Genomic DNA, 24,060 nt, shown 5'->3' on the forward strand with positions numbered 1-24,060 from the left:
ACGTGACCGTCCAGGACGTCCACATCCCCGAGGACGACACCCAGGAGTCCGACCCGCGCGTCGTCTGACCCGTTCCCCCGCACCGACGCCCCGGTGCCGTTCGGCCCGGGGCGTCGGTGCGGGGGAACGGGTCAGACGACGCGCGGGTCGGACTCCTGGGTGTCGTCCTCGGGGATGTGGACGTCCTGGACGGTCACGTTGATCTCGGCGACCTCCATGCCGGCGATGTGCTGGATGGCGTCGGCGACGGCGGAGCGCACGTCCTCGGCGACCTTCTGCAGCGGCGCGGGGTACTCGGCGACGATGGTGATGTCGGCGGCGACCTGGCGCTCGCCGACCTCGACCTTGACGCCCTGGCCGCGGTCGTCGTTGCCGATCGCACTGCGGATGGCGCCGATCGCTCGGGCCGCTCCTCCGCCGAGGGCGTGGACGCCCGGGACCTCGCGCGCGGCGATGCCGGCGACCTTGGCGATGACGCCGTCCTCGATCACGGTGCGTCCGGATCCGGTGCTGGTCTGACGGGTGGTGGTCGCGGTGGTCTCGGCCATGGTCTCCTCTTTCGCTCGGGGCCCGATCGCTCGATCAGGCGGGGTATGCAGGTAGGACGCTCCGTCGACGCCGAACGTCACGGTCGGATCCGGCCCGCCCAGGCAACTGCCAGAGAGGAGGGCCGGGCCGGGCCGGTCCTCTCAGGAACGCGGTCGACGCCCGTCGATTCGCCCTCGGCCCGGTGCTGTGGTGGCATGGAGCCGTGACCGACGCGACCGCCCCGCAGGCGCCCCTCCCCGATCGGACGGCCGAGCGCACGCGCCCGCGCGCCCTGCTCGTCCTGGCCCTGATCGGCGCGGTCGGCGGGACCCTGTCGGGCGCGTTCGGCGTCGGCGGCGGGATCGTGATGGTGCCGATGCTGATCGCGTGGGCCGGGATGGACCAGCGCCGCGCCTCCGCCACCTCGCTGCTCGCGATCGCTCCGACCTCGGTCGCCGGAGCGTTCGGCTACGCCCTCGCCGGCCAGGTCGCCTGGGTCCCGGCGGCGGTGATCGCGGCTGCGGCGATGCTCGGGGCGGTGGCCGGATCCTGGCTGCTCGCGCGGCTGCCTCTGGGGGTGCTGCGCTGGATGTTCGTGGCGCTGCTCGTGGCCGCGGCGGTGCGGATGGCCGTGTTCGGCTCGAACGACACCGGCGACGTCGCCGAGGGCTGGGGCGTGTGGCCCGGATTCGCGGGGCTCGGCATCGGGATGGGCGTCGCCTCCGGCCTCTTCGGCATCGGCGGCGGAGCGATCGCCGTGCCGGTCCTGGTCGGCGCCTTCGGGCTCGCGGACCTCCTGGCCAAGGGCACCTCGCTCGCCGCGATGATCCCCACGGCGGTCACCGGCTCGATCGCGAACGCCCGGCGCGGCCTGCTCGACGTGCGCGCGGGCCTCGTGGTCGGGCTCACCGCCACGGCGTTCTCCTTCGCCGGAGTGGCGCTCTCCTTCCTCCTGCCGGCGCGCGTGTCCGGGATCCTCTTCGCGGTCCTCCTCCTGCTCGCGGCGGTGCAGCTCGCCCTTCGCGGGCGGCGCCGCTGAGCCCTGCACGACGCGGACCCCCGCCGTCAACGCCCTGTCCGATCCGTCGCAGACGCTCGTAGCGTCGTCGCGATCGGGCGCGGGCCCGGAGGGGCGGGAGCACGATGGAGCAGCAGCAGCAGCGGGATCAGCAGCACCGGCAGCAGCGGCGAGGGGGCGGCGCGAGCCTGCACCGGGACGTCGCACCCGGGGTGCACCGGCTCGAGCACGCCTGGACGAACCTCTACCTGATCGAGGAGGCGGGCCGGCTGACCGTCGTCGACGCCGGACTCCCGAGGACGTGGCCGCACCTGGTCCGCGCGCTGGAGGTGCTCGGCCGCTCGCTCGGCGACATCGACGCCCTCGTGCTGACCCACGCGCACTTCGACCACCTCGGCGTCGCCCGCAGCCTCGTCCGGCGGGGCGTCCCCGTGCACCTGCACGCGGCCGACCAGCCGCTCGCCGCGCAGCCCTACTCCTACCGCCGCCAGCGCACGCCGTTCGTGTACCCGCTGCTGCACCCCTCCGCGATCCCGGTGCTCGGAGCGATGGCCCGTGCGGGCGCGCTCGCGGTGCCGCCCGTGCACGGGACCCTGCCGCTGACCGCCGGAGCGGTGCTCGACGTGCCCGGATCGCCCCGCGTGCTCGCGACTCCGGGGCACACCGACGGGCACGTCTCGCTGCACCTGCCCGAGCGCGACGCGGTGATCGGCGGAGACGCGCTGGTCACGCTCGACCCCTACTCCGCGCGCACCGGCCCGCACCTGGTCGCGCGCGCCGCCACCGCCGACACGGCGCAGTCCCTCGACTCGCTGCGGGTCCTCGCCGGGACCGGGGCGCGGACACTCCTGCCCGGCCACGGCGCGCCCTGGCGCCTGGGCGTCGCGGCGGCGGCCGAGCTCGCGGCGCGGACGCCGATCGCCTAGGGCAGGCTCCGCAGGCCGCTCGGACGCCGGTGGCCTGCCTCCCCGGCCGACCCGGTCCCGCAGCCGTGACACCATCGGAGGTGATGTCGATCCCCGGTCCCGCATGAGCGCGGTCAGCTACCAGGCCGCGTCGATCCCCCTCCGCCTGGCCAGCGCCGGCATGGTCGTCGCCCTCCCCGTCCTCGCCGTCGAGCGTCTCGGCGACGTCGCGCTCGGCGGCGCCCTGACCGGAGCGGCGCTCTTCCCCGCCGTGATCGCCGCGCCGCTGGTCGGCACGGTGCTCGACCGGGTCCGCCGCCCCCGCCGGCTCCTGGTCGGCGCCGCGCTCACGACCGCCGTCGCCTTCGCGGTCGCCGCCTTCCTCGGCGAGGTGCCGACGCCGCTCATCGTGGTGCTGCTGCTCCTCGCGGGGCTCGCGACGCCCGTCTACATGGGCGGCATGTCGAGCTTCGTCACGAGCGCCATCCCGGAGCCGCGCCGCGCCTACGCGCAGGACTCGCTCTCGTACACGGTCGCCTCGATCAGCGGGCCGGCGATCGTGGGCCTCGCGGTCGGAGTCGGGGGAGCGCGGACCGCGATGCTCGCCATGGCGGTCCTCGCCCTCATCGGCGTCGTCGGATCGCTCGGCCTGGCGATGGAGGCGCGTCCGGCGCCGACCGTCGGCGTGCTGCGGACGATCGTCGCGGGCGTCACCCACCTCGTAAGGCACCGTCCGATCGCGGTGGTCACCTCGGCGGGCACCCTCAGCCAGGTCGCGGGCGGAGCGGCGGGAGTCGCGGCGATCAGCCTCTCGGTGGAGCGGCTGGGCAGCACCGACGCCGCCGCGTGGATCCTGACCGCCTTCGCCGTGGGCGGCCTGCTCGGCGCCCTCGCCGTGGCGGCCCGCCGCTGGACCCGCCGTCCGCCGGCGTGGACCATGGGCGCCGCCTACATCGCGACCGGCGCCGTCCTCCTGGTCGCCGTCCCCGACCTGGGCGTCGTCGTGGCGATCGCCGCCTTCGCGGTCGCGGGCGTCTTCACGGCACCCTCGAACGCGGCGATGCTGCTGCTGCGCGACCAGGAGAGCCCGGCCGCCGTCCGCTCGCAGGTGTTCACGATCGGCGCGGGGCTGCGCTCCGCCGCCGCGGCCGTCGGCGCCGTGCTGGCGGGAGCGGCGTCCGGCCTCGGAGCCTCCTGGCTCGTCGCGGGGATCGCCGTGGTCTGGATCGGCTCCGGCCTGCTGCTGCGCCTGTTCCCCGCGCGCGACCGCGACTGACCCCGGCCGCGCGCGGAGCGCTCGGCGGGACCGGCACCGCCGCGCGCGGAGATCGCGATCAGGCCGCGACGCCCGCCAGCGTGCCCGTGCTCGGCCCGTTCGGGTCGGTGATCATGCAGTTGATCGTCCGGTCGCCCGTGCCCCAGCTCTCGGCGGTCGGGTAGTAGTAGCTGAAGTCGTACGCCGAGTCCTGGTAGCCGATCCCGGTGAACGACTCGAACGCCGTGACGCAGTCGGTCTCGGCCTGCTCCGTCGCGACCGACTCGCCCGGGTACTCGTCGGCGTCGGCCATCGTCAGGTTCTGGAACACCTCGTAGACGTGCGGGTCGGTGCAGGGCACGGTCGGCACGTCGGTGACCTCGGTCGCCTCCTCGCTGAGCTCGCCGTTCAGGCAGTCGCCCACGCGCAGCTGGAAGACGTCGGTCGTCCCGCCCTCGGTGATCTCCCCGGTCTCGTCGTCGCGGGTCTCGCCTCCCATCAAGCCGTTCAGGCCCGAGCAGCCGGTCAGGCCGAGGGCGAGGGCCGCGCCGGCGGCCAGGACGAGGGCGGTTCTGCGGCGGTTCATGGCGACTCCCGGGATCTGCGGCAAGAAGGTGTTCCTGTGACGGCTCCCAGGCTAGGGGTGCAGGGCATCCGTCCCGAGGGGGATGCACCCGATCCGGATCTCCACTTTCCGGAGTAGCGGACGCTCAGCCCCGTCCGGTCGAATGGGGTCATGGCTCAGAAGACGGTCGCAGACCAGCTCATCGCTCAGCTCATCGACGCCGGCGTCTCCCGCATCTACGGGATCGTCGGCGACTCGCTGAATCCGATCGTCGACGCGGTGCGCCGCAGCGGCGGCTCCGAGAAGGGAGGCATCGACTGGATCCACGTGCGCAACGAGGAGGCGGCCGCCTTCGCCGCCGGCGCGGAGGCGCAGCTCACCGGGCGCCTCGCCGTCTGCGCCGGCAGCTGCGGCCCCGGCAACCTGCACCTGATCAACGGCCTCTACGACGCGCACCGCTCCTCCGCCCCGGTGCTCGCCATCGCGAGCCACATCCCGAGCAACGAGATCGGCTCGTCCTACTTCCAGGAGACGCACCCGGACAGGCTCTTCGTCGAGTGCTCGAACTACCGCGAGCTGATCTCGACCGCCGCCCAGGCTCCGCGGGTCGTCAACGCCGCGATGCGCAGCGCGGTGGCGCTCCGCGGAGTCGCCGTGGTCACCCTCCCCGGCGACATCGCCGAGCTGGAAGCGGTGGACGGCTTCCCCGCGTTCGTGCTGCCGTCGACGCCCGTCCTGGTCCCCGCCGACGCCGACGTCCGCGCCCTCGCGGCCGCGATCGACCAGGCGCGGACCGTCGCGATCTTCGCGGGCGCCGGAGTGCAGAACGCGCACGACGAGGTCGTCGCCTTCGCCGAGCTGGTGGGCGCGCCCGTCGGGCACAGCCTGCGCGGCAAGGAGTGGATCCAGTACGACAACCCCTACGACGTCGGCATGACGGGCCTCCTCGGCTACGGAGCGGCGCACGCCGGCATGCACGACGCCGACCTGCTCCTCCTCCTCGGCACCGACTTCCCCTACGAGCAGTTCCTCCCCGACGCCTCGAAGGTCGTGATCGCTCAGGTCGACAGCGACGCCTCGAAGCTCGGGCGCCGCGTCAGCGTCGCGCACCCCGTCCACGGCGACGTGGCGGCGACCCTCACCGCGCTGACCCCGCTCGTGCAGCGGAAGGACCACCGCTTCCTCGACAAGACGCTGAAGAAGCACGAGAAGCTGGTCACCGGAGTCGTCGGGAAGTACACCGAGGTCGGCACGCGCAGCCCGATCCACCCCGAGCTCGTCGCGTCCACGCTCGACGGCCTGCTCTCCGAGGACGCGATCGTCACCGCCGACACCGGCATGGGCAACGTCTGGCAGGCCCGCTACATCACCCCCAACGGGAAGCGGCGCCTGCTCGGCTCGTACATGCACGGCTCGATGGCGAACGCGCTGCCGCAGGCGGTCGGCGCGCAGCTCTCGCACCCGGGGCGCCAGGTCGTCTCGCTGAGCGGCGACGGCGGGCTCTCGATGCTGATGGGCGAGCTGGTCACGGTCGCCGCCTACCGGCTGCCCGTGACGATCGTCGTGTTCAACAACTCCACGCTCGGGCTGGTGAAGGTCGAGATGCTGGTCGACGGCTTCCCGGACTTCGCCGTCGACGTGCCGATGGTCGACTACGCGAAGGTGGCGGAGGCGATCGGCATCCGCGGGATCCGCGTCGAGGACCCGCGCGACGTGGAGGAGGCCCTCCGCTCGGCGCTCGCCGACGGCGGCCCGGTCCTCGTCGACGTGGTGACGGATCCGCTCGCCCTCTCGCTCCCGCCCACGATCACGGGCGCGCAGGTGAAGGGCTTCGCGCTGGCGGTCTCGAAGATCGTGATGAACGGAGGAGCGGGCGAGGCCGTCGCGCTGGCCCGCACCAACATCAAGCACGCCCTCCGATGATCGACGCCCGGGCGCTCGCGAGCGGCACCTGGTTCGTCCGGGGCTCCTCGCTGCCGCTCTGGCGCTCGCGGTCGGGGGTGGCGATCACGTACGCGCCGCTCCCGACCGGCGGGATCGGCGACGTCGTCAGCTGGCGCGGCCGCACGCGCTCGCACTACGTGGTCGGGATCGACACCCCCGACCCGCACGATCCGTCCGGCTTCCGCTGGCGCGGCGTCGAGCCGCTGACCCTCCTCGCCCGCAGCCGCTGGTCGTTCGTCGCCGCCGACGACGAGGCGGGCTGGGCGCTCACCCGCTTCGCCCGGACGCCGTTCACGCCCGCCGGCGTCGACGTGTACGTCCGCGAGCCGCACCCGGCCCGCGGCGTCCTCGCGGCGGCGCTCGCCGCGTGCGCCGCCGACCCGCGCACGTCCGCGCTGCGCCCGCGCCTCTTCGAGGTCGCGCCCTGACTCCTCAGCGCGCGCCCTCCCGTGAGGCGTCACGAACGGTCGTCACCCTGCCCGGATGACGGCCGTTCGCGACCCTTCGGCGGTCGTCGATGCGGAGCCCGGTCGGCGAGTGCTCGTCGCAGGCGCTCGACGGAGCGCTCGGGGTGGGGGACGAACTCGGCGCCGACGATGCGGACGACGCGGACCCCGATCGAGGCGAGGTCGTCGTAGCGGCCGAGGTCGCGCGCGAAGCGCCGGTTGCTGGTGCGATGATCGTCGCCCTCGTACTCCCACGCGACCCGCTCCGCGGGGTACCAGCCGTCCGGCCGCCCGACGAAGACCCCGTCGGAGTCGAGCAGCGGCTCCTGCAGCACCGGCTCCGGGAGCCCCGCCCGCATGGACGCGAGCCGGAACCGCGACTCCTGCCGCGACTCCGCCCCGTCGCGCACCAGAGCGAGCGCGGCGCGGAGCCGCACCGAGCCCCGACCGCGGAAGGCCGACACGCGCTCCCGCAGGTCGGGCAGCGGCACCCAGGGCCGTTGATCCGCCGGATCGCCGACGACCGGCGTGCGCACCAGCGCGTCGCCCACCGCAACGAGGTCGTCCGGCTCGAGGAGCGCGGAGAGATGGCAGAAGAGCGAGGCCGGATCGGTGAGGGGCAGTCCGCGGCGCAGGACGCGGCGGACGTCGGGATCGGCGAGGGCGTGGCCGACGACGTTCCGGTGCCGGGGAGCGCGTCCCGGCCGGCGGACGCTGACGTGCACCGGCTCGTCCGCAGCGGCGGGCGGGAGGTCGAGCGGCCAGAGCCGCGCCGCCGTCACGTGGCTCAGGAGCGCCTCCGGACCGACCAGCGCGAGGAGCGCCTGCGCGCGCAGGCGCAGGTCGGGGTCGGGGTCGGCGGTGCGGACCCCGTGGAAGGGCCGGTGGAGGTCGGAGCTGCGGAGCCGCCCCCGGCTCAGTCCGCTCGCGCGAGCGTCAGCGACGGTGAAGGCGCGGCCGCGGAGTCCGATCGGAAGCGGCGAGGGATCGTGCATCCGGCCACTATCCCGCCTCCCGATCCTCGTGAACCGGTTCTCCACAGGTCGGATCCTGCGCCCTTCCCACTCGACCGCGTCCAGGCGTCACGAACGGCCGTCACCCTGCCCGGATGACGACCGTTCGCGACGCCTCGGCGGGCCCCTGAAGCCCGCCGGGCGCGTCACTCGCCGAGCGTGATCGCCTGCGCCTCGACGAGCTCGGGCTCGGGCTCGTGGGCGTCGGCGCGGGCCAGGGTGCGGCGTCCCAGCAGCACGATCAGCGCGGCGACGGCGACCGCCCCGGCCGCGGCGTACATCGGGAAGGCCGGCGAGATCGCGGCGGCCAGGGCGGAGGCGGCGGGCGGGGCGATCGCGCCGCCGAGGAAGCGGACGCCGGAGTAGGCGGACGAGGCGACGGAGCGGGGCAGGTCGGTCGCCTCCATCACGCACTCGGTGAGCACCGTGTTGACGACTCCGAGCAGCAGGCCGCCGACGATGATGCAGACGATCAGGCCGACGCGCGACGAGATCACGAGGCCGCCGGCGATCAGGTCGAGCGCGAGCAGCAGCAGCACCGAGCGCAGCACGACGGTGCGCGGGAGGCGCCGGGTGAGCAGCGGAGCGACGAACACGGAGGTGATCGCCACGCCCAGGCCCCAGCCGAAGAACGTGAAGCCGAGGCCCATCTCGTCCAGCCCGAGCGGGTAGGGCGTGTAGGCGAGCAGCACGAAGAAGCCGATGTTGTAGAACAGGGCGGCGCCCGCCAGCGTTCGGATGGCCGGGACCTTGAGGGCCGCGAAGGGCGCCGAGAGCGGAGTCGGAGCGGGCTTCGGGCCGTCCTCGCGCAGGAGCGTCGCGATGGCGATGAAGCCGACGGCCATCAGCACGGCGGTCCCGAAGAACGGGCCGCGCCACGAGACGCTGCCGAGGAGCCCGCCGAGCAGCGGGCCGATGGCGATGCCGATGCCCAGCGCGGCCTCGTAGAGCACGATCGCCGCGGAGGAGCCTCCGCTCGCCGCGCCGACGATGGTCGACAGTGCGGTCGAGATGAACAGCGCGTTGCCGAAGCCCCAGCCCGCGCGGAAGCCGATGACGCCCTCGACGCTGCCCGCCGTGCCGGCGAGCGCGGCGAACACCACGATCAGCACCAGGCCGATCATGAGGGTCTTCTTGGCGCCGATGCGGCTGGAGAGCCAGCTGGTGAAGAACATCACGACGCCGGTGATGACGAGGTAGCTCGTGAAGAGCAGCGAGGTCTCGGTCGGAGTCGCCTGCAGGCTCTCGGCGATGGCCGGGAGGATCGGGTCGACCAGGCCGATCCCCATGAAGGCGATCACCGCGGCGAAGGCGACGGCCCAGACGGCCAGCGGCTGCTTCAGGATCGAGCCCTGGGCGGGCGAGTGGGGGGAGGTGGTCACGGCGTGGAGCCTTTCTCGGGGGAGGAGGGGACGGGGGTGCCGGCGATGCGGGCGACGCGGGCCTCGACGAGGGTCGCGGCGCGCTCGAGGGCGAGGCGGTCGTCCTCGTCGAGGTCCTCGAACAGCGGGGCCAGGGCGGCCTCGAGGCGGAGCCTGTGCTCGGCGAGGGCGTCGAAGCCGGCGGGAGTGCCCTCGATCAGCCAGGCGCGGCCGTCGCCGGCGTCGTGGACGCGGCGGATCCAGCCGGCCTCGTCGAGCCGGGCGATGATCCCGGTCATCGTCGGCTGGGTGACGCGGGCCCGCTCGGCGAGCTCGCCGAGGCGGGAGGGGGAGGCGGTGCGCAGCTCGGCGAGCGTCGACCAGACGGCTCCGGACTGCGCGCCGAGCCCGGTCGCGCCGCTCGCCCGCCCCGCGAACCGCGTGAGGGCGGTGGCGGCGGAGGCGAGACGCACGGGGGCACTGGGATCGGGCACGAGAAACAATATAGCACGCCTATGTAGTTCGGTGGAGGGCGCTTCGAGTCCACCCTCCATCGGGCGCACTCACTGATGTTCTCCTCCGCTTCTGTGACAGGATCATCCGTATTCGCGCGTCCACTCCCGCGATCACCGACGGAAAGAGAAGTCATGTCCCCCAGCGAGCACGACGTCGTCGTGATCGGAGCCGGTGCCACCGGACTCACCGCGGCGCTCCGGCTGCAGCAGCACGGCCTCGACGTCGTCGTCGTCGAGGCGCGCGAGCGCGTGGGCGGGCGGCTCGAGACCCGCGTGGTCGACGGGCAGCTCCTCGAGCTCGGCGGCCAGTGGGTCTCGCCGGACCAGACGGCGCTCCTCGAGACCCTCGACGAGCTCGGCCTCGGCACCTACTCCCGCTACCGCGAGGGCGAGAGCGTCTACATCGGCGCCGACGGCTCCGCTCGCCGCTTCACCGGCGACATCTTCCCGGGGAGCGAGCGCACCGAGTCCGAGATCTCCCGCCTGATCGAGGTGCTCGACCGCCTCGTGGCCGAGACCGATCCGGCGGCGCCGTGGACGCATCCGCTCGCCCGCGACTACGACCGCGTCACCTTCGCCGCCTGGCTGGAGCAGCAGAGCGACGACGAGGAGGCGCGGGCCAACATCGCCCTCTTCCTCGCCGACGCCATGCTCACCAAGCCGGCGCACGCCTTCTCCCTCCTCCAGGCGCTCCTCATGGCCGCGAGCGCGGGGAGCTTCAGCAACCTGGTCGACGCCGACTTCATCCTCGACAAGCGCGTGATCGGCGGCCTCCAGCAGGTCCCGGAGCGGCTCGCCGAGCGCCTCGGCGCCGAGCGCGTCCTGCTCGGGCACCCGGTCCGCTCCGTCCGCTACGGCGACGACGGGGTCGAGGTGCGCGCCGACGGCGTCGTCCTCCGCGCCCGCCGCGCGATCGTCGCCGTGCCGCCGAACCTCGTCGGCCGCATCTCGTTCGACCCGCCGCTCCCGCGACTTCGGCAGCAGGCCCTGCAGCACCAGTCGCTCGGCCTCGTGATCAAGGTGCACGCCACGTACGCCACGCCCTTCTGGCGCGCCGACGGCCTCTCCGGCACCGCGTTCAGCCCGCACTCGCTCGTCCACGAGGCCTACGACAACTCGAACCACGGGGAGGAGCGCGGCACCCTGGTCGGCTTCGTCTCGGACGAGAAGGCCGACCGCGTGCTCGCGCTCGACGAGGCGGAGCGGAAGGCCGCGATCCTCGACTCGCTCGCCGCCTACTTCGGCCCGGCCGCACTCGATCCGGTCGTCTACTACGAGAGCGACTGGGCGTCCGAGGAGTGGACGCAGGGCGCGTACGCCGCGAGCTTCGACCTGGGCGGGCTGACCCGGTACGGCGCGCTGCAGCTGGAGCCGGTGGGTCCGCTCCGCTTCGGCACGAGCGACCTCGCCGCCGAGGGCTACCAGCACGTCGACGGCGCCATCCGCGTCGGCAGGCGCCTGGCACAGGAGATCATCGACGAGGACGGCGCGACCGCACCGGCCCCCCACCGCGAAGGAGCACAGCCCGCATGAGCACCCACTACGCCGTGATCGACCCGGCCACGGGGGAGACCCTCCGCGAGTACCCGACCCTCGGCGACGCCGAGCTGACCGCGGCGATCGGCTCGGCGCAGGACGCGTACTCCTCGTGGTCGCGGACCGTGCCCGTCGCGACCCGCGCGGCGCTGATCGCCCGCGTGGCAGAGCTGCACGTCGAGCGCGCCGACGAGCTCGCGGCGATCATCGTCCGCGAGATGGGCAAGCCGCTCGACCAGGCGCAGGGCGAGGTCGGCTTCGCCGCCGACATCTACCGCTACTACGCCGAGAACGGCGAGGCCTTCCTCGCCGACGAGCCGATCGAGCTCGCCGAGGGCACCGGCTCCGCGCTGATCCGCCGCGCCGGGCTGGGCGTGCTCCTGGGCATCATGCCGTGGAACTTCCCCTACTACCAGGTGGCCCGCTTCGCCGGCCCGAACGTGGTCGCGGGCAACACGATCCTGCTCAAGCACGCGCCGCAGTGCCCGGAGTCGGCCGCCGCCATCGCCGACATGTTCCGCACCGCGGCCGAGGAGCTGGGCGCGCCCGCCGGCGTCTACGTGAACCTCTACGCCACGAACGAGCAGGCCGCGACCGTCATCGCCGACCCCCGGGTCCAGGGCGTCTCCGTCACCGGTTCCGAGCGGGCCGGCGCGGCCGTCGCGGAGCTCGCGGGCCGACACCTGAAGAAGGTCGTGCTCGAGCTCGGCGGCTCCGACCCGTTCGTGCTCCTGTCGACCGACGACCTCGACAAGGCGGTCGAGGACGCGGTCGCCGCGCGCCTGGACAACAACGGCCAGTCCTGCAACGCCGCGAAGCGCTTCATCGTGATCGACGAGCTGTACGACGCGTTCGCCGAGAAGTTCACGGAGGCGTTCACCCGCGCCCAGCCGGCCGATCCGTTCGCGGAGGGCACCCTCCTCGGCCCGCTCTCCTCCTCCGCCGCGACGGAGCGCCTCGAGGCGCAGCTGGCGGCCGCGCGCGAGCAGGGGGCCACCGTCCGCGCCAGCGGCGAGGTGACCGGCAACTTCTTCCCGCCCGCCGTGCTCGAGGGCGTCACGCCCGAGATGGACGCCTACCGCGAGGAGTTCTTCGGCCCCGTCGCCGCGCTCTACCGCGTCCGCGACGAGGACGAGGCGATCGCCCTCGCGAACGACACCCCCTACGGCCTCGGCTCCTACCTCTACACGACCGACCAGGAGCAGGCGCTGCGCCTGGCGGACCGGATCGACGCGGGCATGGTCTGGATCAACCTCGTCCTCGGCGACGCGGCCGAGCTGCCCTTCGGCGGTGTGAAGCGCTCGGGCACCGGCCGCGAGATGGGCCGCCCCGCCCTCGAGGAGTTCGTGAACAAGAAGCTCATCCGCATCGCGTGAGACGGGTGCGGGCCGGGCCCCGGAGTCGATCCGGAGCCCGGCCCGCAGCCGCTCGGCGTGCGCCCGCTCACTTCTTCGTCAGCGACGACTCCTTGTGCGCGGCCTTCGCGTCGGTCTTGTCGCTCTGCACGATCCAGTAGGGCTCGTCGTCCGAGGCGTTGAACTTCTGCCCCTCGAACTGGAACTCCTTCGTCTTCTTCTCGACCAGCTCGCCGTGGGTCTCGCCCTGCGAGGTGTTCCAGCTGATCTTGTCGCCCTTCTTCACGAGGCGGCTCCTCTCTCTCGGTCGCGCCGGAGCGCGGTGGTCCCGTCGCGCGGAAGCGCGATGGTGGTGGTGACGTCGACGATCGCCGGAGCGGCGGGCGCCGACGAGAAGCCGAACCGCACGGGCGGCGAGAGCGGGCGCAACGGGCCGAGGTCCTCCTCCGCCAGCACCGCGTGGACGCCCTCGACGCGGCGGATCGCCCGCACGCCGTAGTACTCGCGGCGTCCGTGCCCGGCCGACCCGGCCGTGCTGACCCCGCGGACGAGCAGGGAGGCGATCGGCGAGATCGCGGTCAGCCATGCCGGGTGCTCGGCGAGCGGTCGCGGAACGATCCGCAGCAGCCGGCCGAGCGGAGTGAGACCGCCGAGCTCCAGTCGCACCGCGAGCGGTCCGGCCGCGACGGACAGGCCGCCCGCGATCCTCCGCCACGACACCGGCGCGATCCGCACCTCGTCGAACGCGTACGTCGACCCGATGAAGTCCGCGACCTCGCGGGTCGGTGCGATCAGGAGGCGGTGGCCGTCGCCGTCCTCGACCATCGCGTCGGCGAACGGGCCGAAGGGGGTGTCCTCCCAGAGGCCCAGCACGATCCTCGTGCCCGAGGACGTGCCGAACCCCGCGATGCGCCCGCCGAAGCGGAGGAGCCGCGGGGTCCGGCCGGTCATCAGGAGGCCGAGCGCAGCAGCGTGAACGAGCCGTCGCGGACGATCAGCGTGGTGACCTCGCCCTCGACGACCTGCTCCGGGTCGCTCGAGGCGGCCAGCGTCCATTCGGCGCCGGGCGCCTCGGGAACGGTGAACTCGACGCCGTTCTCCGCCGCGTTCAGCAGCAGGGCGAAGCTCGCGCTGCCCTCGTGCTCGAACACGAAGGTGATCGAGCGGGCGTCGGGGTTGTCCCAGTCCTCGTCGGCGAAGCCCTGCGCGTCGGAGCGGAGGATGTCGACCGTGTCGGGGCCGCCGTCGCCGGGGGCGCGGCGGAACCACTTCGGGCGCAGCGCCGGCTCCGCGGCGCGGAGGGCGATCAGCTCGCGGGTGAAGGCGAGCAGCTCGCGGTCCGCGTTCTCCCAGTCGAACCACGAGATCTCGTCGTCCTGGCAGTAGGCGTTGTTGTTGCCGCCCTGCGTGCGGGCGATCTCGTCGCCGCCCAGGATCATCGGCACGCCGGCCGAGAGCAGCAGCGTCGCGAGGAAGTTGCGGCGCATGCGGTCGCGGCGCTCGTTGACCGCCTCGTTCTCGGTCGGGCCCTCGGCGCCGTTGTTGGAGGAGCGGTTGTCGCTCTCGCCGTCGTTGTTGTCCTCGCCGTTGGCCGCGTTGTGCTTGCGCGAGTAGGCGGTGAGGTCGGCGAGGGTGAAGCCGTCGTGCGCGGTGACGAAGTTGATGCTGGAGACCGGCGAGCGGCGGTCGGCCTCGTACACGTCGGGGGAGCCGAGGACGCGCTGCGCGGTCGTGCCGAGCACCGAGTCGGCGCCGTTCCAGAAGTCGCGCACGTCGTCGCGGAACTTCCCGTTCCACTCCGACCAGTCCGCGGGGAAGCCGCCGACCTGGTAGCCGGCGGTGTCCCACGGCTCGGCGATCATCTTGACGGGCGCGAGCACCGGGTCCTGCGCGATCAGGTCGAGGAAGGCGCTGTGCACCTCGGCCTCGCCGGTCTGGCGGGTGAGGGTGGTGGCGAGGTCGAAGCGGAAGCCGTCGATGTGCATCTCGGTCACCCAGTAGCGCAGCGAGTCCATGATCAGGCCGAGCGCGGCCGGGTGCGCGACGTTGAGGCTGTTGCCGGTGCCGGTGGTGTCGAAGTAGTTCGCGCGGTCCTCCTCCACCAGTCGGTAGTAGGAGCCGTTGTCGATGCCCTTGAACGAGAGGGTGGGGCCCTTGTCGTTGCCCTCGGCGGTGTGGTTGTAGACCACGTCGAGGATGACCTCGAGGCCGGCCTCGTGGAACGCCTTGACCATGGCCTTGAACTCGTCGACCTGCGAGCCGTCGTCGCCGGCGTGCGAGTACTCGTTGTGCGGCGCGAAGAAGCCGAGGGAGTTGTAGCCCCAGTAGTTGCGCAGGCCCTTCTCCTCGAGGTGCGAGTCCTGCACGAACTGGTGCACGGGGAGCAGCTCGACCGAGGTCACGCCCAGGTCGGTGAAGTGCTTGATCGCGGCGGGGTGAGCGAGGCCGCGGTAGGTGCCGCGGATGTCCTCGGGCACGTCGGGGTGCAGCTTCGTGAAGCCCTTCACGTGCACCTCGTAGACGACGGTCTCCTCGAGCGGGATGCGCGGCGCGGTGTCGCCGCTCCAGTCGAAGGAGTCGGGATCGGTGACGACGCAGCGGGGGACCGCGTGCGCGGAGTCGGCGTCGTTGCGGGTGTCGGCGTCCTCGTAGAACTGGCCGAAGACGTCCTCGGACCAGGTGTACGAGCCCTCGATCGCGGTGGCGTGCGGGTCGAGGAGGAGCTTGGCGGCGTTGTAGCGGAGGCCGTTGGCGGGGTCCCAGGGGCCGTCGACGCGCAGTCCGTAGCGGGTGCCGATGCCCATCTCGGGGACGAGGCCGTGGAAGACGTGGCCGGTCCGCTCGGTGAGGGCGACGCGGGTCTCTGCTCCGGACTCGTCGAAGAGGCAGACCTCGACGCTGTCCGCGGTCTCGGAGTAGACGGCGACGTCGGCGCCGGCGTCGCCGCGGAGGGAGACGCCGAGGGGATACGGGAAGGAACGGGGGGATGCGGGCATGCGTCCATCCTGACCGGGCGGCTCCGGGAGCTTCGCGCCCTTGTCGCCGCGCCCGCCTCCCGCTAATCTTCCAGGCCCTCCCTTCGACACGGCGCCCTCCGCGGGCATATAGTCAGCTGGCTTACTAAATCGTCGGAAGAGAGCGTCGTGCGCAACCGCAAGTGGATCGGGCTGGTCGTCATCAGCCTCGGAGTGGCGACGATCATCGTCGACTCGACCATCGTCAACGTCGCCATCCCGTCGATCGTCGCCGATCTCGGGATCACCTCGACCCAGGTGCAGTGGGTGCAGGAGTCGTACACGCTCGTGTTCGCCGCGCTCCTGCTCGTCTTCGGCACCCTCGCGGACCGCTGGGGCCGGCGCCGCATGCTGATCGTCGGCGTCTCGCTCTTCGCGCTCTCCTCCGTCGCGGCGGCCCTCGCTCCGACCGGCGACCTGCTGATCCTCTCCCGGGTCGTTCAAGGCGTCGGAGGAGCGATGGTGCTGCCGACGACCCTCTCGCTGATCAACGCCACCTTCCGCGGGCGCGAGCGCGCCATCGCCTTCGCCGTCTGGGGCTCGACCATCGGCGGCATGACCGCGGTCGGCCCGCTGCTCGGCGGCTGGCTCACCACCGACTTCTCCTGGCGCTGGTCGTTCGGCATCAACATCCCGCTCGGCGTGATCATCGTGGTCGGAGCGCTGCTGTTCGTCGACGAGTCGCGGCAGCCCGACGGGCGGAGGGTCGACCTCGTCGGCGCCGCGCTCTCGATCATCGCCTCCGCCTCCCTGGTGTTCGCCCTCATCGAGGGGCGCACCCTCGGCTGGTGGGGCGTCGACGAGCGCCTGAGCGTCGGCGGCTGGAGCTGGCCGCTTGGTCTCTCGCCGGTCCCGATCGCGTTCGCCGTCGCGGTGCTCGCCGGGGTCGCCTTCGTCCTCTGGGCGCGGGCCCGCGAGCGCGCCGGGCGCTCGGCGATGCTCGCGATCGGGCTCTTCCGCCTCGCCTCGTTCCGCAACGGCAACCTCGCCGCGATGATCGTCTCGCTCGGCGAGTTCGGGATCATCCTGGCGCTGCCGATCTGGCTCCAGAGCGTCCTCGGCTACACGGCCGTGCAGACCGGCCTGGTGCTCCTCGCGCTCGCGCTCGGCTCCTTCGTCGCCTCGGGCTTCGCCGGCGCCTTCGGCAACAGGGTCGCGCCGGTGCTGATCGTGCGGGTGGGTCTCGCGGCCGAGATCGTCGGCGTCGCGGGCATCGGCCTGGTCGTCTCCGACTCCACCCCGTGGTGGGCCCTCGTCCCGTTCCTCGCCGTCTACGGCTTCGGCGTCGGCCTCGCGACGGCGCAGCTGACCGGGGTCGTGCTCCGGGACGTGCCCGTCGAGCTCAGCGGGCAGGGCTCGGGCACGCAGTCGACCGCGCGGCAGATCGGCTCCGCGCTGGGCATCGCCGTGCTCGGGACGATCCTCTACACCTCGACCGCGGGGGTCCTCACGACCTCGCTCGAGCAGCAGGGCCTCCCCGCGGAGCAGGTCGCGAGCACCGTCGACGCGGTGGTCGACTCCTCCGGCGCCGCGATCGCCGGGCTGGCCGCCTCACCGGACACCGCCGACGCGGCCCGGGCGGCGGGCGAGGCGTTCTCGGACGGCACCCGCTACGCGGCCTTCGCCGCCGCCGGGTTCCTCGCCGTCGGCTTCCTGGCCACGCTCTCGCTCGGCCGCCCGGCAGAGGAGGAGGAGCCGGAGGTCAGCTCAGCGGAGCCGAGTCGTCGGCGGTGAAGACGATCTTGCCGATCGTGCGGTCGGCGCCGGTCGCTCGGCGCGACAGCACGTCGACGACGTCGCCCAGCGGATGCACGGCGCCCGGCCGGGGCCGCAGCTCGCCGGAGGCGGCGAGCGAGACCGCGCGTCCGATCCGCTCCGCCGTCGCCACCACGATCATGTTGCGCACCCGCGGGCGGTCGCGGCGGACGAGGCCCGTCGCCTGCGAGACCAGCGCCGGACCGCTCGGCACCAGCGTCGCGATGCGCCCGCCCTCGGCCAGGAGGATCGCCGCGTCGTCGACCGGCAGGTGGCCGGAGACGTCGACGACCACGTCGAAGCGGCCGCCCAGCACCCCGAGGTCGAGCGCGCGGTAGTCGTGCGGCTCGGCGCCGAGCGAGCGGAGCAGGTCGGCGGAGGCGGCCGAGCCGGTGGCCGCGACCGTGCAGCCCGCCCGCACCAGCAGCTGGATCGTCGGATCGCCGATGGCTCCCGAGCCGCCGCTGACGAGGACGCGCTCGCCGGCGCGCACGTGCAGTGCGTCCACCAGGCCCACCGCGGTGCCGCCCGACATCGCGAGCGTGACGGCCTCGACGAAGCCGAGGGAGTCGGGCATCGGGACGAGCGAGCGGCTGCGCGCGATGGACGCGTCGGCGAAGGCGTCGCCGTCGCGGGTCATCCCCACCACGCGGTCGCCGATCGCGACCGAGTGCGACCCCGGGCCGAGCGCCTCGACGGTGCCGGCGATGTCGAGCCCGAACCCGTAGGGACGGGAGCGGCCGACGGCCATGATCCGCGCGGAGCCGGACAGGATCTTCTCGTCGGTCGCGTTGATGCTCGCCGCGCGTGTGCGCACCAGGACCTCGCCGCGACCCGGCATCGGCACCGGCGCCTCCCGCCACGAGAGCAGATCGGGCCCGCCGAACCTGTCGTACCCGAGTCGTCGCATGTCGCTCCCGTCGTCCGTGCCAGCCCCCCGAGCCTAGGGCGTGGCCGCTGAGCGGAGGCGTTGCGGGAGCCCGGCGGAACCCCCTCCGGTGCCCGCGGGCCCGGTGCTACCGTGGCGGCCATGAGCGCAGACGACAGCCCCGAGTTCGCAGGCTTCGAGGCCACCCCCTCCACCGATGCGGAGAAGGCCGACGACGTCCGTCCCGCCGACGCCGAGGTCGAGGAGAACACGACGGCCGACGAGAGCCGCGACCCGGACCACGGCTACGACCCGATGAGCGAGAGCGGCTCCGAGAACGCCCCCGAGGACGAGGTCGGCCCCCGCGAGGACGAGGAGGGCCTGCTTCCCCCCGGCAGCACCGCCGAGGGAGCCGGCACCGCGCTCGGCGCCGACGCGGTCGAGGGCGGCGAGCCCCTGGGCGAGAACGCGAGCGCCGGCACCCCCGGCCAGCTCGCCGACGAGCGCTGGCGCACCAACGGCATCAACCCGCTGGGTTGAGCCGTCTTCCGCGGCGGCCGGCTACCGCCGCGGTAACGACCACCGCCGGAGGCGAACCGACGAAACGCGTTCCAGCGTTTCGGCGTAGCCGGACGCGACACGCTCCACCTGCCCGGCCTTTCCTGGGAGCCGACCGCGCCGCGGCGGGCGGGGACCGCCGCGGGAGTGAACACCGCCGTGAGGCGAACCGTCGAAACGCGTTCCAGCGTTTCGGCGTAGCCGGACGCGACCCGCTCCACCTGCCCGGCCACTCCTGGGAGCCGACCGCGCCGCGGCGGGCGGGGACCGCCGCGCAACAAACACAGCTGGCGTTCCGGTTGCTCGGAGGAGGAGCAGGGGTGGGCGCCGTAGCGTTCCGGGAGCGCGGCACGCCGGTCGCGCGGACGGGGAGTCCCATGTCGTTGTTCCTGAACCGCACTCGTGAGGTCCGATGGACCGAGGACGAGAGGCGGGCGCTGGCCGAGGCGGTGGCGGAGGACCGGGCCGACGCCTGGCGCGGAGTGGGTGCGCTCGATCGCACCGTCGTCGTCTCGACCGAGGATCCCGGCGTCCGCGGCGGCGCGCGCTGGCCCACCGATCACCGTGCGTTCCTGCGCGTCGACCGCGGCGCCTCCGTGGTGCTCGCTACCGACGGGCTGAGCGATCCCTTCGACCGGCTCGCGCATCCCGGCACCGGTCTCGGCCTCGAGCTGTGCCTCGAGACGTCCGCCGTCCGCGGCGTCCCCACCGCCGAGCTCTGGAACCACTGGCACTTCCGCCTGCTGTACGAGGCCGCCCGACGGGCCGCCCTCCAGGGGGTGTGCTGCCGCAGCTCCCTCGACACGGCGAGGCTCGCGAACGTCGCGGCGCCGCCCGCCTGGACCGATGAGCAGGGCACCGTCGGTGTCCTCCTGGGCCTGCACAGCCCCGGCCTGCCCGAGCGGCTCGACCTGGCGACCGGTCACGCCGACCTGGTCACCCTCACGCCGCTGCGGCCGCAGGAGCACGCCCGGGCGTCGGTCGACGCAGGCGCCCGTGCCGAGATCGCCGAGCGCCTCCGGGCCCTGCCGCACGAGGAGCTCGTGCACACGGCCCGGCCGCTCGTGGTCTGAGGAGCGTCGCGGGTCAGGAGCCCTCGGCCGGCTCCGGCACCACGGTCATCTCGCCGGTGTTGTTCGCGCTCGCGATGAACTGCTCGATCCACAGGCGGTTCAGCGACGGCCGCTTGCTGCCGTGGAACCGGAAGTGCAGCGGAGTCGTCGGGTGCACCCAGACGGAGCTGCGGCCGTAGCCGGACGACTCCGGCTCGCTCCAGGAGAGGCTGAACGACTCGTTCCGCCGCATCTTGGTGAACATCGCGACCTTGAGGTGCGCGAGGAGCCGGTCCTCGAAGTCGATCTCGAGTGATTGCGGTCCGTAGATCAGTCGTCCCATTGTCTCCGCCGTGAAGTCGTGCCGACGCGCCGGAGTCCCGGACGGCGTCGCGGGCTCCGTGAGCTCGGGAGCCGCCACGGAGAGGATACCGATCCTGCGACCCGGAGGGGTGACACGGCTCTCGCCTCCGCCGGCCGAGGGCGGGATCACCCCGTCAACGACGGACGCCCCGCCGACCGGATCCGGGGATCCTGGTCGACGGGGCGTCGGAAGTCGGAGATTACTCGCCGACGCCGCGGATGTTCGCGGCCTGCGGGCCCTTGCGGCCCTGCTCGACGTCGTACTCGACGTGCTGGTTCTCGACGAGCTCGCGGTAGCCCTGCTTCGCGATGGCGGAGAAGTGCGCGAACACGTCGGCGCCTCCGTCGTCGGGAGCGATGAAGCCGAAGCCCTTTTCGGAGTTGAACCACTTAACGGTGCCAGTAGGCATTTCTTTTCCTTATGTGTTAATGACGCCGACCGAGGCCGGCGTCGTCAGAGTCCGCACGAGTGTGCGGTACCCGCTCGACTCGGCCTCCGCGGGTGAAACACGCGTCTGCCGGAGTCGTCCGGGTCGTCTAGGGGCTGAGCTCGCGCCTCCGGGGGAGGGCGGCTCTGCGGGGGAGAACGTCCCGCGGACCGGGCGAGCCGGTGGAGCGGGGGTCGAACGAGGAACGGCGCGGCTTCCGCGGCGTCCTGTGAAGGGCGGTACCCGCGTGCGAGGCGGGCGTTCGAACCGGACGACCGAGGACGATGCTCTCGGTCGGTGCGGTCTCTATCAGGGGCTGAGTCTCTTCGTCGTCGTGCAACTTCTCAGCCGTGGAATTCGGGCGATCGCCCAGGAGATGTCTCGACTCTACGGGATCACGGCCCCCGAGCGCGACCGCCCGCGTCATACGGCGCGCCGATCCGCGTGCGCGAGGCGGCCGGAACCGCTGTCCGGGCGGGTCGCGTTGTGCCACGATACGACTCGGATCGCGCCGTTCCCCGCCGCCGTTCCCCGCCACAGCCTCCCCGCCACCGTCGCCCCGGAACGAGCCCGGAGCCCGTCCTCCCGAGGTCACCGTGCCCCTGCCTCCCCGGCCCGCCGACGCCGCGGTGCTGCTGCGCGAGCAGCGCGAGGTCGGCGTGCTCTGCGCCCGGCGGGCGGGCGGGGTGCTGACCGCCGCCTCCGCGCTGCACCTGCTCGCCCTGACGCCCGCGCAGCTGACCACGGTGCTGCCGAGCCTGGCGCTGCTGGTCGTCTCGGCGCTCGTGCAGCTCGCGCCCGGCCGATCGGTCGCGACCGGAACGAGGGCCGTGATCCTGGGATCCGCGCTGGACGTCGCGGCACTCGCCGCCTTCCTCTCGCCGGGCGTCGACGCCTCCCTCCGCGCCGTTCTGGGCGGGATCACGATGCTCGCCTCGATGGCGCTGCCGTGCGCGCTGCTCGCCGTCGGCTCCTGGCGGGGCATGCCGTGGGCCGCGGTCCTCGCGCTGCTCCCGGTCCTCGCCCTCGGCGCGGCGGCGACGGGCGCGTCCGGGCGCGCTCCCTTCGTCCTGATCTCGGTCGTCGTCTGCTGGGCGCTGCTGCTGACCGCCGCGCGGTGGCTCGCGGGCAGCGTCGCGCGTGCGCACGTCGGCACCGCCCGCCTCCGGACCGCCCACGACGCCGAGCGCCGCTCGAGCGAGAGCGAGTCCCGGCACCGCGCCGACGCGCGGCTGATGCACGACACGATCCTGGCGACGCTGACGCTGGTGGCGCACCGGGGGGAGGGCGTGCCCGCTCCCGTGCTGCGCGACCGGGCCGCCGCCGACCTGGCCCTCCTGCGCGGTGTGGAGACGGTGGAGGAGCCGGACCCGGACGGGGCGGCCGGGGTGCCGGAGGCGCTCCTCGCGCTCGGTCGGCGGTCGGCGGCGGTGGGCGTGGAGGTGCGCTGGCACGGCGGAGCGCAGCCGCGGATCCGACCGGAGGTGCTCGACGCCGTGGTGCGCGCGACCGGGGAGTGCCTCGAGAACGTGCGGCGCCACTCCGGAGCGGCCCTGGCCCACGTGAGCGTGGCGGAGGAGGCGGGCTCGCTCCGCGTCGTCGTCTCGGACGAGGGGCGCGGTTTCGACCCGGCCGCGGTGGCGGCCGGACGCCTGGGCCTCGCGGAGTCGGTCGTCGGCCGGATCGAGGCGGTGGGCGGCGAGGTCCGGGTCTTCTCGGCGCCCGGGTCCGGCGCGACCGTGCTGCTGAGCGTGCCGCTGTGAGCGGGTCGCGGCAGGAGGAGGGGACGCTCCTGGAGCTGGTCCGGGCGGCGGACAGGAGCCCGGGCGCGCTGTGGAGCATCCGCGAGCGCCTCACCCGGCCGAACCGCCTGAGCGGGAGCTACCTCGGGCTGGGCTTCCTCACGATGGCGGTGCTGCTAGACATCCGCGGAGTGATCTCGTACCTCTGGTCCCTCGACGCGCGGTCCGCGACCTGGCTGAGCGGACTCTCCTGGCTGCTGGTCGTCGCCGCGAGCGCGGTGGGGGTCTCGATCGCCCTCCGCCGCCACGGCGAGCTGCCGCGCCGGGCCTTCGCGGGCGTCCTCGCCGTGGACGTGGCCGCGCTGCTGCTCGAGTTCGCCGACCACGCCCTGCCGACACCGGCTCCGATGTACTACCCGTCGGTCTGCGTGGGAGTGGGCGCGGGCGTGATCGCGCTGATCACCTTCCAGCCGCTCTCGCGCTCGTTCCTCGCTCTGGCGGTCCTGGTCGGGCTCACGGCGCTCGGCCTCGTCGGCCAGGCGCTCCTCGGCGACGGAGGCGCCGCCCTCGCGGTGAGCAACGTCCTCCTCGCCGTCGCGCCCGCGGCCGTGTGCGTCGTCGTGCTCACCTCGCTCGACCAGTACGTGCGGCGCACGCTCGACCGCAGCCTGGCCGACGGCACCGTCCACACCGCGGACGACGAGTTCTCGCAGGTGGACGCCCGCATCGAGGAGCTCCTCGAGCGGGTCCGGACGCCGGTGCCGCTGGACGAGGAGCTGGGCGAGCGGGCGCGGGTGCTCGGAGACGAGCTCCGCGAGGCGCTCGCCCGCAGCCACGACCGCACCTGGCTGAGGATCGCGGTGGAGGAGTCGGCGCTGCTGTCCTCCGCTGTCGCGCTCGACGATCCGAGCGGGGCCGCGGCGCTGCTGGCCCCGCTCGACCGCTCGCGGCTGCTCTCGGTGCTCTGGCTGCTCACCGCCCCCGCGGGGAGGATTCCGCTCGCCGTCCGCCTGGAGCCGGGCCAGGGCGGCGGGGTGGAGCTCGCCCTGGTCGCCGCGGGCATCCGCACCCGCGACCTCGACCGCTCGGTCTGGGGCATCCTCAGCGAGCTCGGCGAGTACCGCACGACGACCGACCACGGCGCGACGAGGATCCTCGTCGCCCACCGGCCCCGGAGGAGGACGACGACATGAGCGACGAGCCCGCGATCACGCTGGCCATCCTCGACGACCACCCGATCCTGCTGGCGGCGCTGGCGGAGTGGATCCGCCGCTCGGGCACGGACATCCGCGTGGCGGCGACGGTCGGCACCTGGACGGACCTGCTCGCGCATCCGGCCTTCCCGACCGACGTGGTGCTGCTCGACATCGACCTCGGCGACGAGCTCGACCTCGCCATGAAGATCCGGATCATCGCGGCCGCCGGCGCCGCCACGATCATCATCAGCACGCACTCCGAGCCGGGCACGATCAGCCGGGCGCTCGAGGCCGGGGCGCACGGCTACGTGGTCAAGAACGAGCGGACCGAGACGATCCTCGCGGCGATCCGCGCGGCGGCGCGCGACGAGCGCTTCCTGACGGCGCAGACGCGGGAGCTGCTCGGGGCCGACCGCCCGGGCACCCTGACGCACCGCGAGCGGGAGATCGTCCGCCTCTTCGTCGACGGGATGCCGCTGAAGCAGGTCGCCACGCTCCTCGGCATCACCCAGGACGCCGCGCGGAGCTCGCTGCGCAGCGCCCGGGGCAAGTACCGGGCGGAGGGGCTGGCCGTCGGCACGAAGATCTCGCTCCGCCGGCAGGCGCTGCGCGACGGGATCGTCGAGCGCTAGGCGCGCGCTCG

The 24,060-nt window shown here is 73.5% G+C and carries 24 protein-coding genes; 13 read left to right on the top strand and 11 right to left on the bottom strand.

The features are described from left to right. Positions 1-131 precede the first annotated feature (131 nt). Entirely contained in the window at positions 132-548 is a 417-nt protein-coding gene (locus C5C46_RS06380) for an Asp23/Gls24 family envelope stress response protein (RefSeq protein WP_104225148.1), read from the bottom strand. Between the two features lie 203 nt (positions 549-751). On the opposite strand from C5C46_RS06380, the gene C5C46_RS06385 reads away from it, so the two are divergent. From C5C46_RS06385 to C5C46_RS06395, 3 genes are all read left to right on the top strand, one after another. Further along, complete coding sequence (locus tag C5C46_RS06385) at positions 752-1,567, top strand: sulfite exporter TauE/SafE family protein (RefSeq protein WP_146078942.1); 816 nt, start codon at positions 752-754, stop codon at positions 1,565-1,567. Positions 1,568-1,671: 104 nt separating this feature from the next. Next, positions 1,672-2,472 carry an MBL fold metallo-hydrolase gene (locus tag C5C46_RS06390; RefSeq protein ID WP_104226086.1) on the top strand — a complete coding sequence of 267 codons (801 nt, stop codon included), beginning with the start codon at positions 1,672-1,674 and terminating at the stop codon, positions 2,470-2,472. A 103-nt stretch (positions 2,473-2,575) separates the two neighbouring features. Beyond that, entirely contained in the window at positions 2,576-3,727 is a 1,152-nt protein-coding gene (locus C5C46_RS06395; RefSeq protein ID WP_104226087.1) for an MFS transporter, read from the top strand. Between the two features lie 58 nt (positions 3,728-3,785). On the opposite strand, the gene C5C46_RS06400 is transcribed toward C5C46_RS06395, so the two are convergent. After that, positions 3,786-4,292, bottom strand: a complete 507-nt coding sequence (locus C5C46_RS06400) for a septum formation family protein (protein WP_104226088.1) — start codon at positions 4,290-4,292, stop codon at positions 3,786-3,788. A gap of 150 nt (positions 4,293-4,442) precedes the next feature. On the opposite strand from C5C46_RS06400, the gene C5C46_RS06405 reads away from it, so the two are divergent. Both C5C46_RS06405 and C5C46_RS06410 read left to right on the top strand, forming a co-directional pair. Beyond that, the gene (locus C5C46_RS06405; protein WP_104226089.1) at positions 4,443-6,194 is read left to right on the top strand and encodes a pyruvate dehydrogenase; all 1,752 of its coding nucleotides are present in this window, start codon (positions 4,443-4,445) and stop codon (positions 6,192-6,194) included. Next, a complete protein-coding gene (locus C5C46_RS06410; protein WP_104226090.1) occupies positions 6,191-6,643 on the top strand; it encodes a hypothetical protein in 453 nt (150 codons plus the stop codon). Before C5C46_RS06405 ends, C5C46_RS06410 begins: the two co-directional genes overlap by 4 nt. Before the next feature lie 29 nt (positions 6,644-6,672). Here C5C46_RS06410 and C5C46_RS06415 read toward each other — a convergent pair whose 3' ends face one another. The 3 genes from C5C46_RS06415 to C5C46_RS06425 form a co-directional block, all read right to left on the bottom strand. Beyond that, positions 6,673-7,656 carry a hypothetical protein gene (locus tag C5C46_RS06415; RefSeq protein WP_104226091.1) on the bottom strand — a complete coding sequence of 328 codons (984 nt, stop codon included), beginning with the start codon at positions 7,654-7,656 and terminating at the stop codon, positions 6,673-6,675. A gap of 164 nt (positions 7,657-7,820) precedes the next feature. Further along, positions 7,821-9,056: an MFS transporter gene (locus C5C46_RS06420; RefSeq protein WP_104226092.1), complete on the bottom strand. Its 1,236-nt coding sequence runs from the start codon at positions 9,054-9,056 to the stop codon at positions 7,821-7,823. Beyond that, positions 9,053-9,529 carry a MarR family winged helix-turn-helix transcriptional regulator gene (locus tag C5C46_RS06425; protein ID WP_181068404.1) on the bottom strand — a complete coding sequence of 159 codons (477 nt, stop codon included), beginning with the start codon at positions 9,527-9,529 and terminating at the stop codon, positions 9,053-9,055. Before C5C46_RS06425 ends, C5C46_RS06420 begins: the two co-directional genes overlap by 4 nt. 153 nt (positions 9,530-9,682) lie before the next feature. Between C5C46_RS06425 and C5C46_RS06430 the strand changes: the two genes are divergently transcribed. Continuing rightward, on the top strand, positions 9,683-11,083 hold the full coding sequence (locus tag C5C46_RS06430; RefSeq protein WP_104226094.1) for an NAD(P)/FAD-dependent oxidoreductase: 1,401 nt from the start codon (positions 9,683-9,685) through the stop codon (positions 11,081-11,083). Next, positions 11,080-12,462, top strand: coding sequence for an NAD-dependent succinate-semialdehyde dehydrogenase (locus C5C46_RS06435; protein WP_104226095.1), 1,383 nt, complete (start codon positions 11,080-11,082; stop codon positions 12,460-12,462). The genes C5C46_RS06430 and C5C46_RS06435 overlap by 4 nt, the downstream gene beginning before the upstream one ends. 67 nt (positions 12,463-12,529) lie before the next feature. Here C5C46_RS06435 and C5C46_RS06440 read toward each other — a convergent pair whose 3' ends face one another. From C5C46_RS06440 to glgX, 3 genes are read right to left on the bottom strand one after another with little or no spacing between them, the layout of a single operon-like run. Beyond that, the gene (locus tag C5C46_RS06440; protein WP_056866275.1) at positions 12,530-12,727 is read right to left on the bottom strand and encodes a DUF2945 domain-containing protein; all 198 of its coding nucleotides are present in this window, start codon (positions 12,725-12,727) and stop codon (positions 12,530-12,532) included. Then, on the bottom strand, positions 12,724-13,392 hold the full coding sequence (locus C5C46_RS06445; RefSeq protein WP_104226096.1) for a hypothetical protein: 669 nt from the start codon (positions 13,390-13,392) through the stop codon (positions 12,724-12,726). The genes C5C46_RS06440 and C5C46_RS06445 overlap by 4 nt, the downstream gene beginning before the upstream one ends. Continuing rightward, positions 13,392-15,437: a glycogen debranching protein GlgX gene (glgX, locus tag C5C46_RS06450; RefSeq protein WP_104226097.1), complete on the bottom strand. Its 2,046-nt coding sequence runs from the start codon at positions 15,435-15,437 to the stop codon at positions 13,392-13,394. Before glgX ends, C5C46_RS06445 begins: the two co-directional genes overlap by 1 nt. A gap of 147 nt (positions 15,438-15,584) precedes the next feature. On the opposite strand from glgX, the gene C5C46_RS06455 reads away from it, so the two are divergent. Beyond that, positions 15,585-17,189, top strand: a complete 1,605-nt coding sequence (locus C5C46_RS06455; protein ID WP_104226098.1) for a DHA2 family efflux MFS transporter permease subunit — start codon at positions 15,585-15,587, stop codon at positions 17,187-17,189. Here the strand turns inward: C5C46_RS06455 and C5C46_RS06460 are convergent. Next, positions 17,158-18,120: an NADP-dependent oxidoreductase gene (locus C5C46_RS06460; RefSeq protein WP_104226099.1), complete on the bottom strand. Its 963-nt coding sequence runs from the start codon at positions 18,118-18,120 to the stop codon at positions 17,158-17,160. The two genes, C5C46_RS06455 and C5C46_RS06460, sit on opposite strands and share 32 nt — an antisense overlap. Before the next feature lie 120 nt (positions 18,121-18,240). Between C5C46_RS06460 and C5C46_RS06465 the strand changes: the two genes are divergently transcribed. Together C5C46_RS06465 and C5C46_RS06470 are read left to right on the top strand one after the other, a co-directional pair. Next, the gene (locus C5C46_RS06465) at positions 18,241-18,618 is read left to right on the top strand and encodes a hypothetical protein (RefSeq protein WP_104314845.1); all 378 of its coding nucleotides are present in this window, start codon (positions 18,241-18,243) and stop codon (positions 18,616-18,618) included. Between the two features lie 395 nt (positions 18,619-19,013). Beyond that, positions 19,014-19,709, top strand: coding sequence for a hypothetical protein (locus C5C46_RS06470; protein ID WP_104226100.1), 696 nt, complete (start codon positions 19,014-19,016; stop codon positions 19,707-19,709). Between the two features lie 13 nt (positions 19,710-19,722). Here C5C46_RS06470 and C5C46_RS06475 read toward each other — a convergent pair whose 3' ends face one another. Next, the gene (locus tag C5C46_RS06475; RefSeq protein ID WP_258059373.1) at positions 19,723-20,109 is read right to left on the bottom strand and encodes a hypothetical protein; all 387 of its coding nucleotides are present in this window, start codon (positions 20,107-20,109) and stop codon (positions 19,723-19,725) included. A gap of 142 nt (positions 20,110-20,251) precedes the next feature. Continuing rightward, entirely contained in the window at positions 20,252-20,461 is a 210-nt protein-coding gene (locus C5C46_RS06480; RefSeq protein WP_055786246.1) for a cold-shock protein, read from the bottom strand. 614 nt (positions 20,462-21,075) lie between these two features. On the opposite strand from C5C46_RS06480, the gene C5C46_RS06485 reads away from it, so the two are divergent. The 3 genes from C5C46_RS06485 to C5C46_RS06495 are packed head-to-tail and all read left to right on the top strand — an operon-like array spanning position 21,076 to position 24,049. Continuing rightward, positions 21,076-22,242 carry a sensor histidine kinase gene (locus C5C46_RS06485; RefSeq protein ID WP_104226102.1) on the top strand — a complete coding sequence of 389 codons (1,167 nt, stop codon included), beginning with the start codon at positions 21,076-21,078 and terminating at the stop codon, positions 22,240-22,242. Further along, complete coding sequence (locus C5C46_RS06490; RefSeq protein ID WP_104226103.1) at positions 22,239-23,414, top strand: hypothetical protein; 1,176 nt, start codon at positions 22,239-22,241, stop codon at positions 23,412-23,414. The genes C5C46_RS06485 and C5C46_RS06490 overlap by 4 nt, the downstream gene beginning before the upstream one ends. Continuing rightward, the gene (locus C5C46_RS06495) at positions 23,411-24,049 is read left to right on the top strand and encodes a response regulator (protein WP_104226104.1); all 639 of its coding nucleotides are present in this window, start codon (positions 23,411-23,413) and stop codon (positions 24,047-24,049) included. The genes C5C46_RS06490 and C5C46_RS06495 overlap by 4 nt, the downstream gene beginning before the upstream one ends. Positions 24,050-24,060 lie beyond the last annotated feature (11 nt).

This window comes from Rathayibacter sp. AY1E6 (assembly GCF_002931115.1).
GTDB lineage: Bacteria > Actinomycetota > Actinomycetes > Actinomycetales > Microbacteriaceae > Rathayibacter.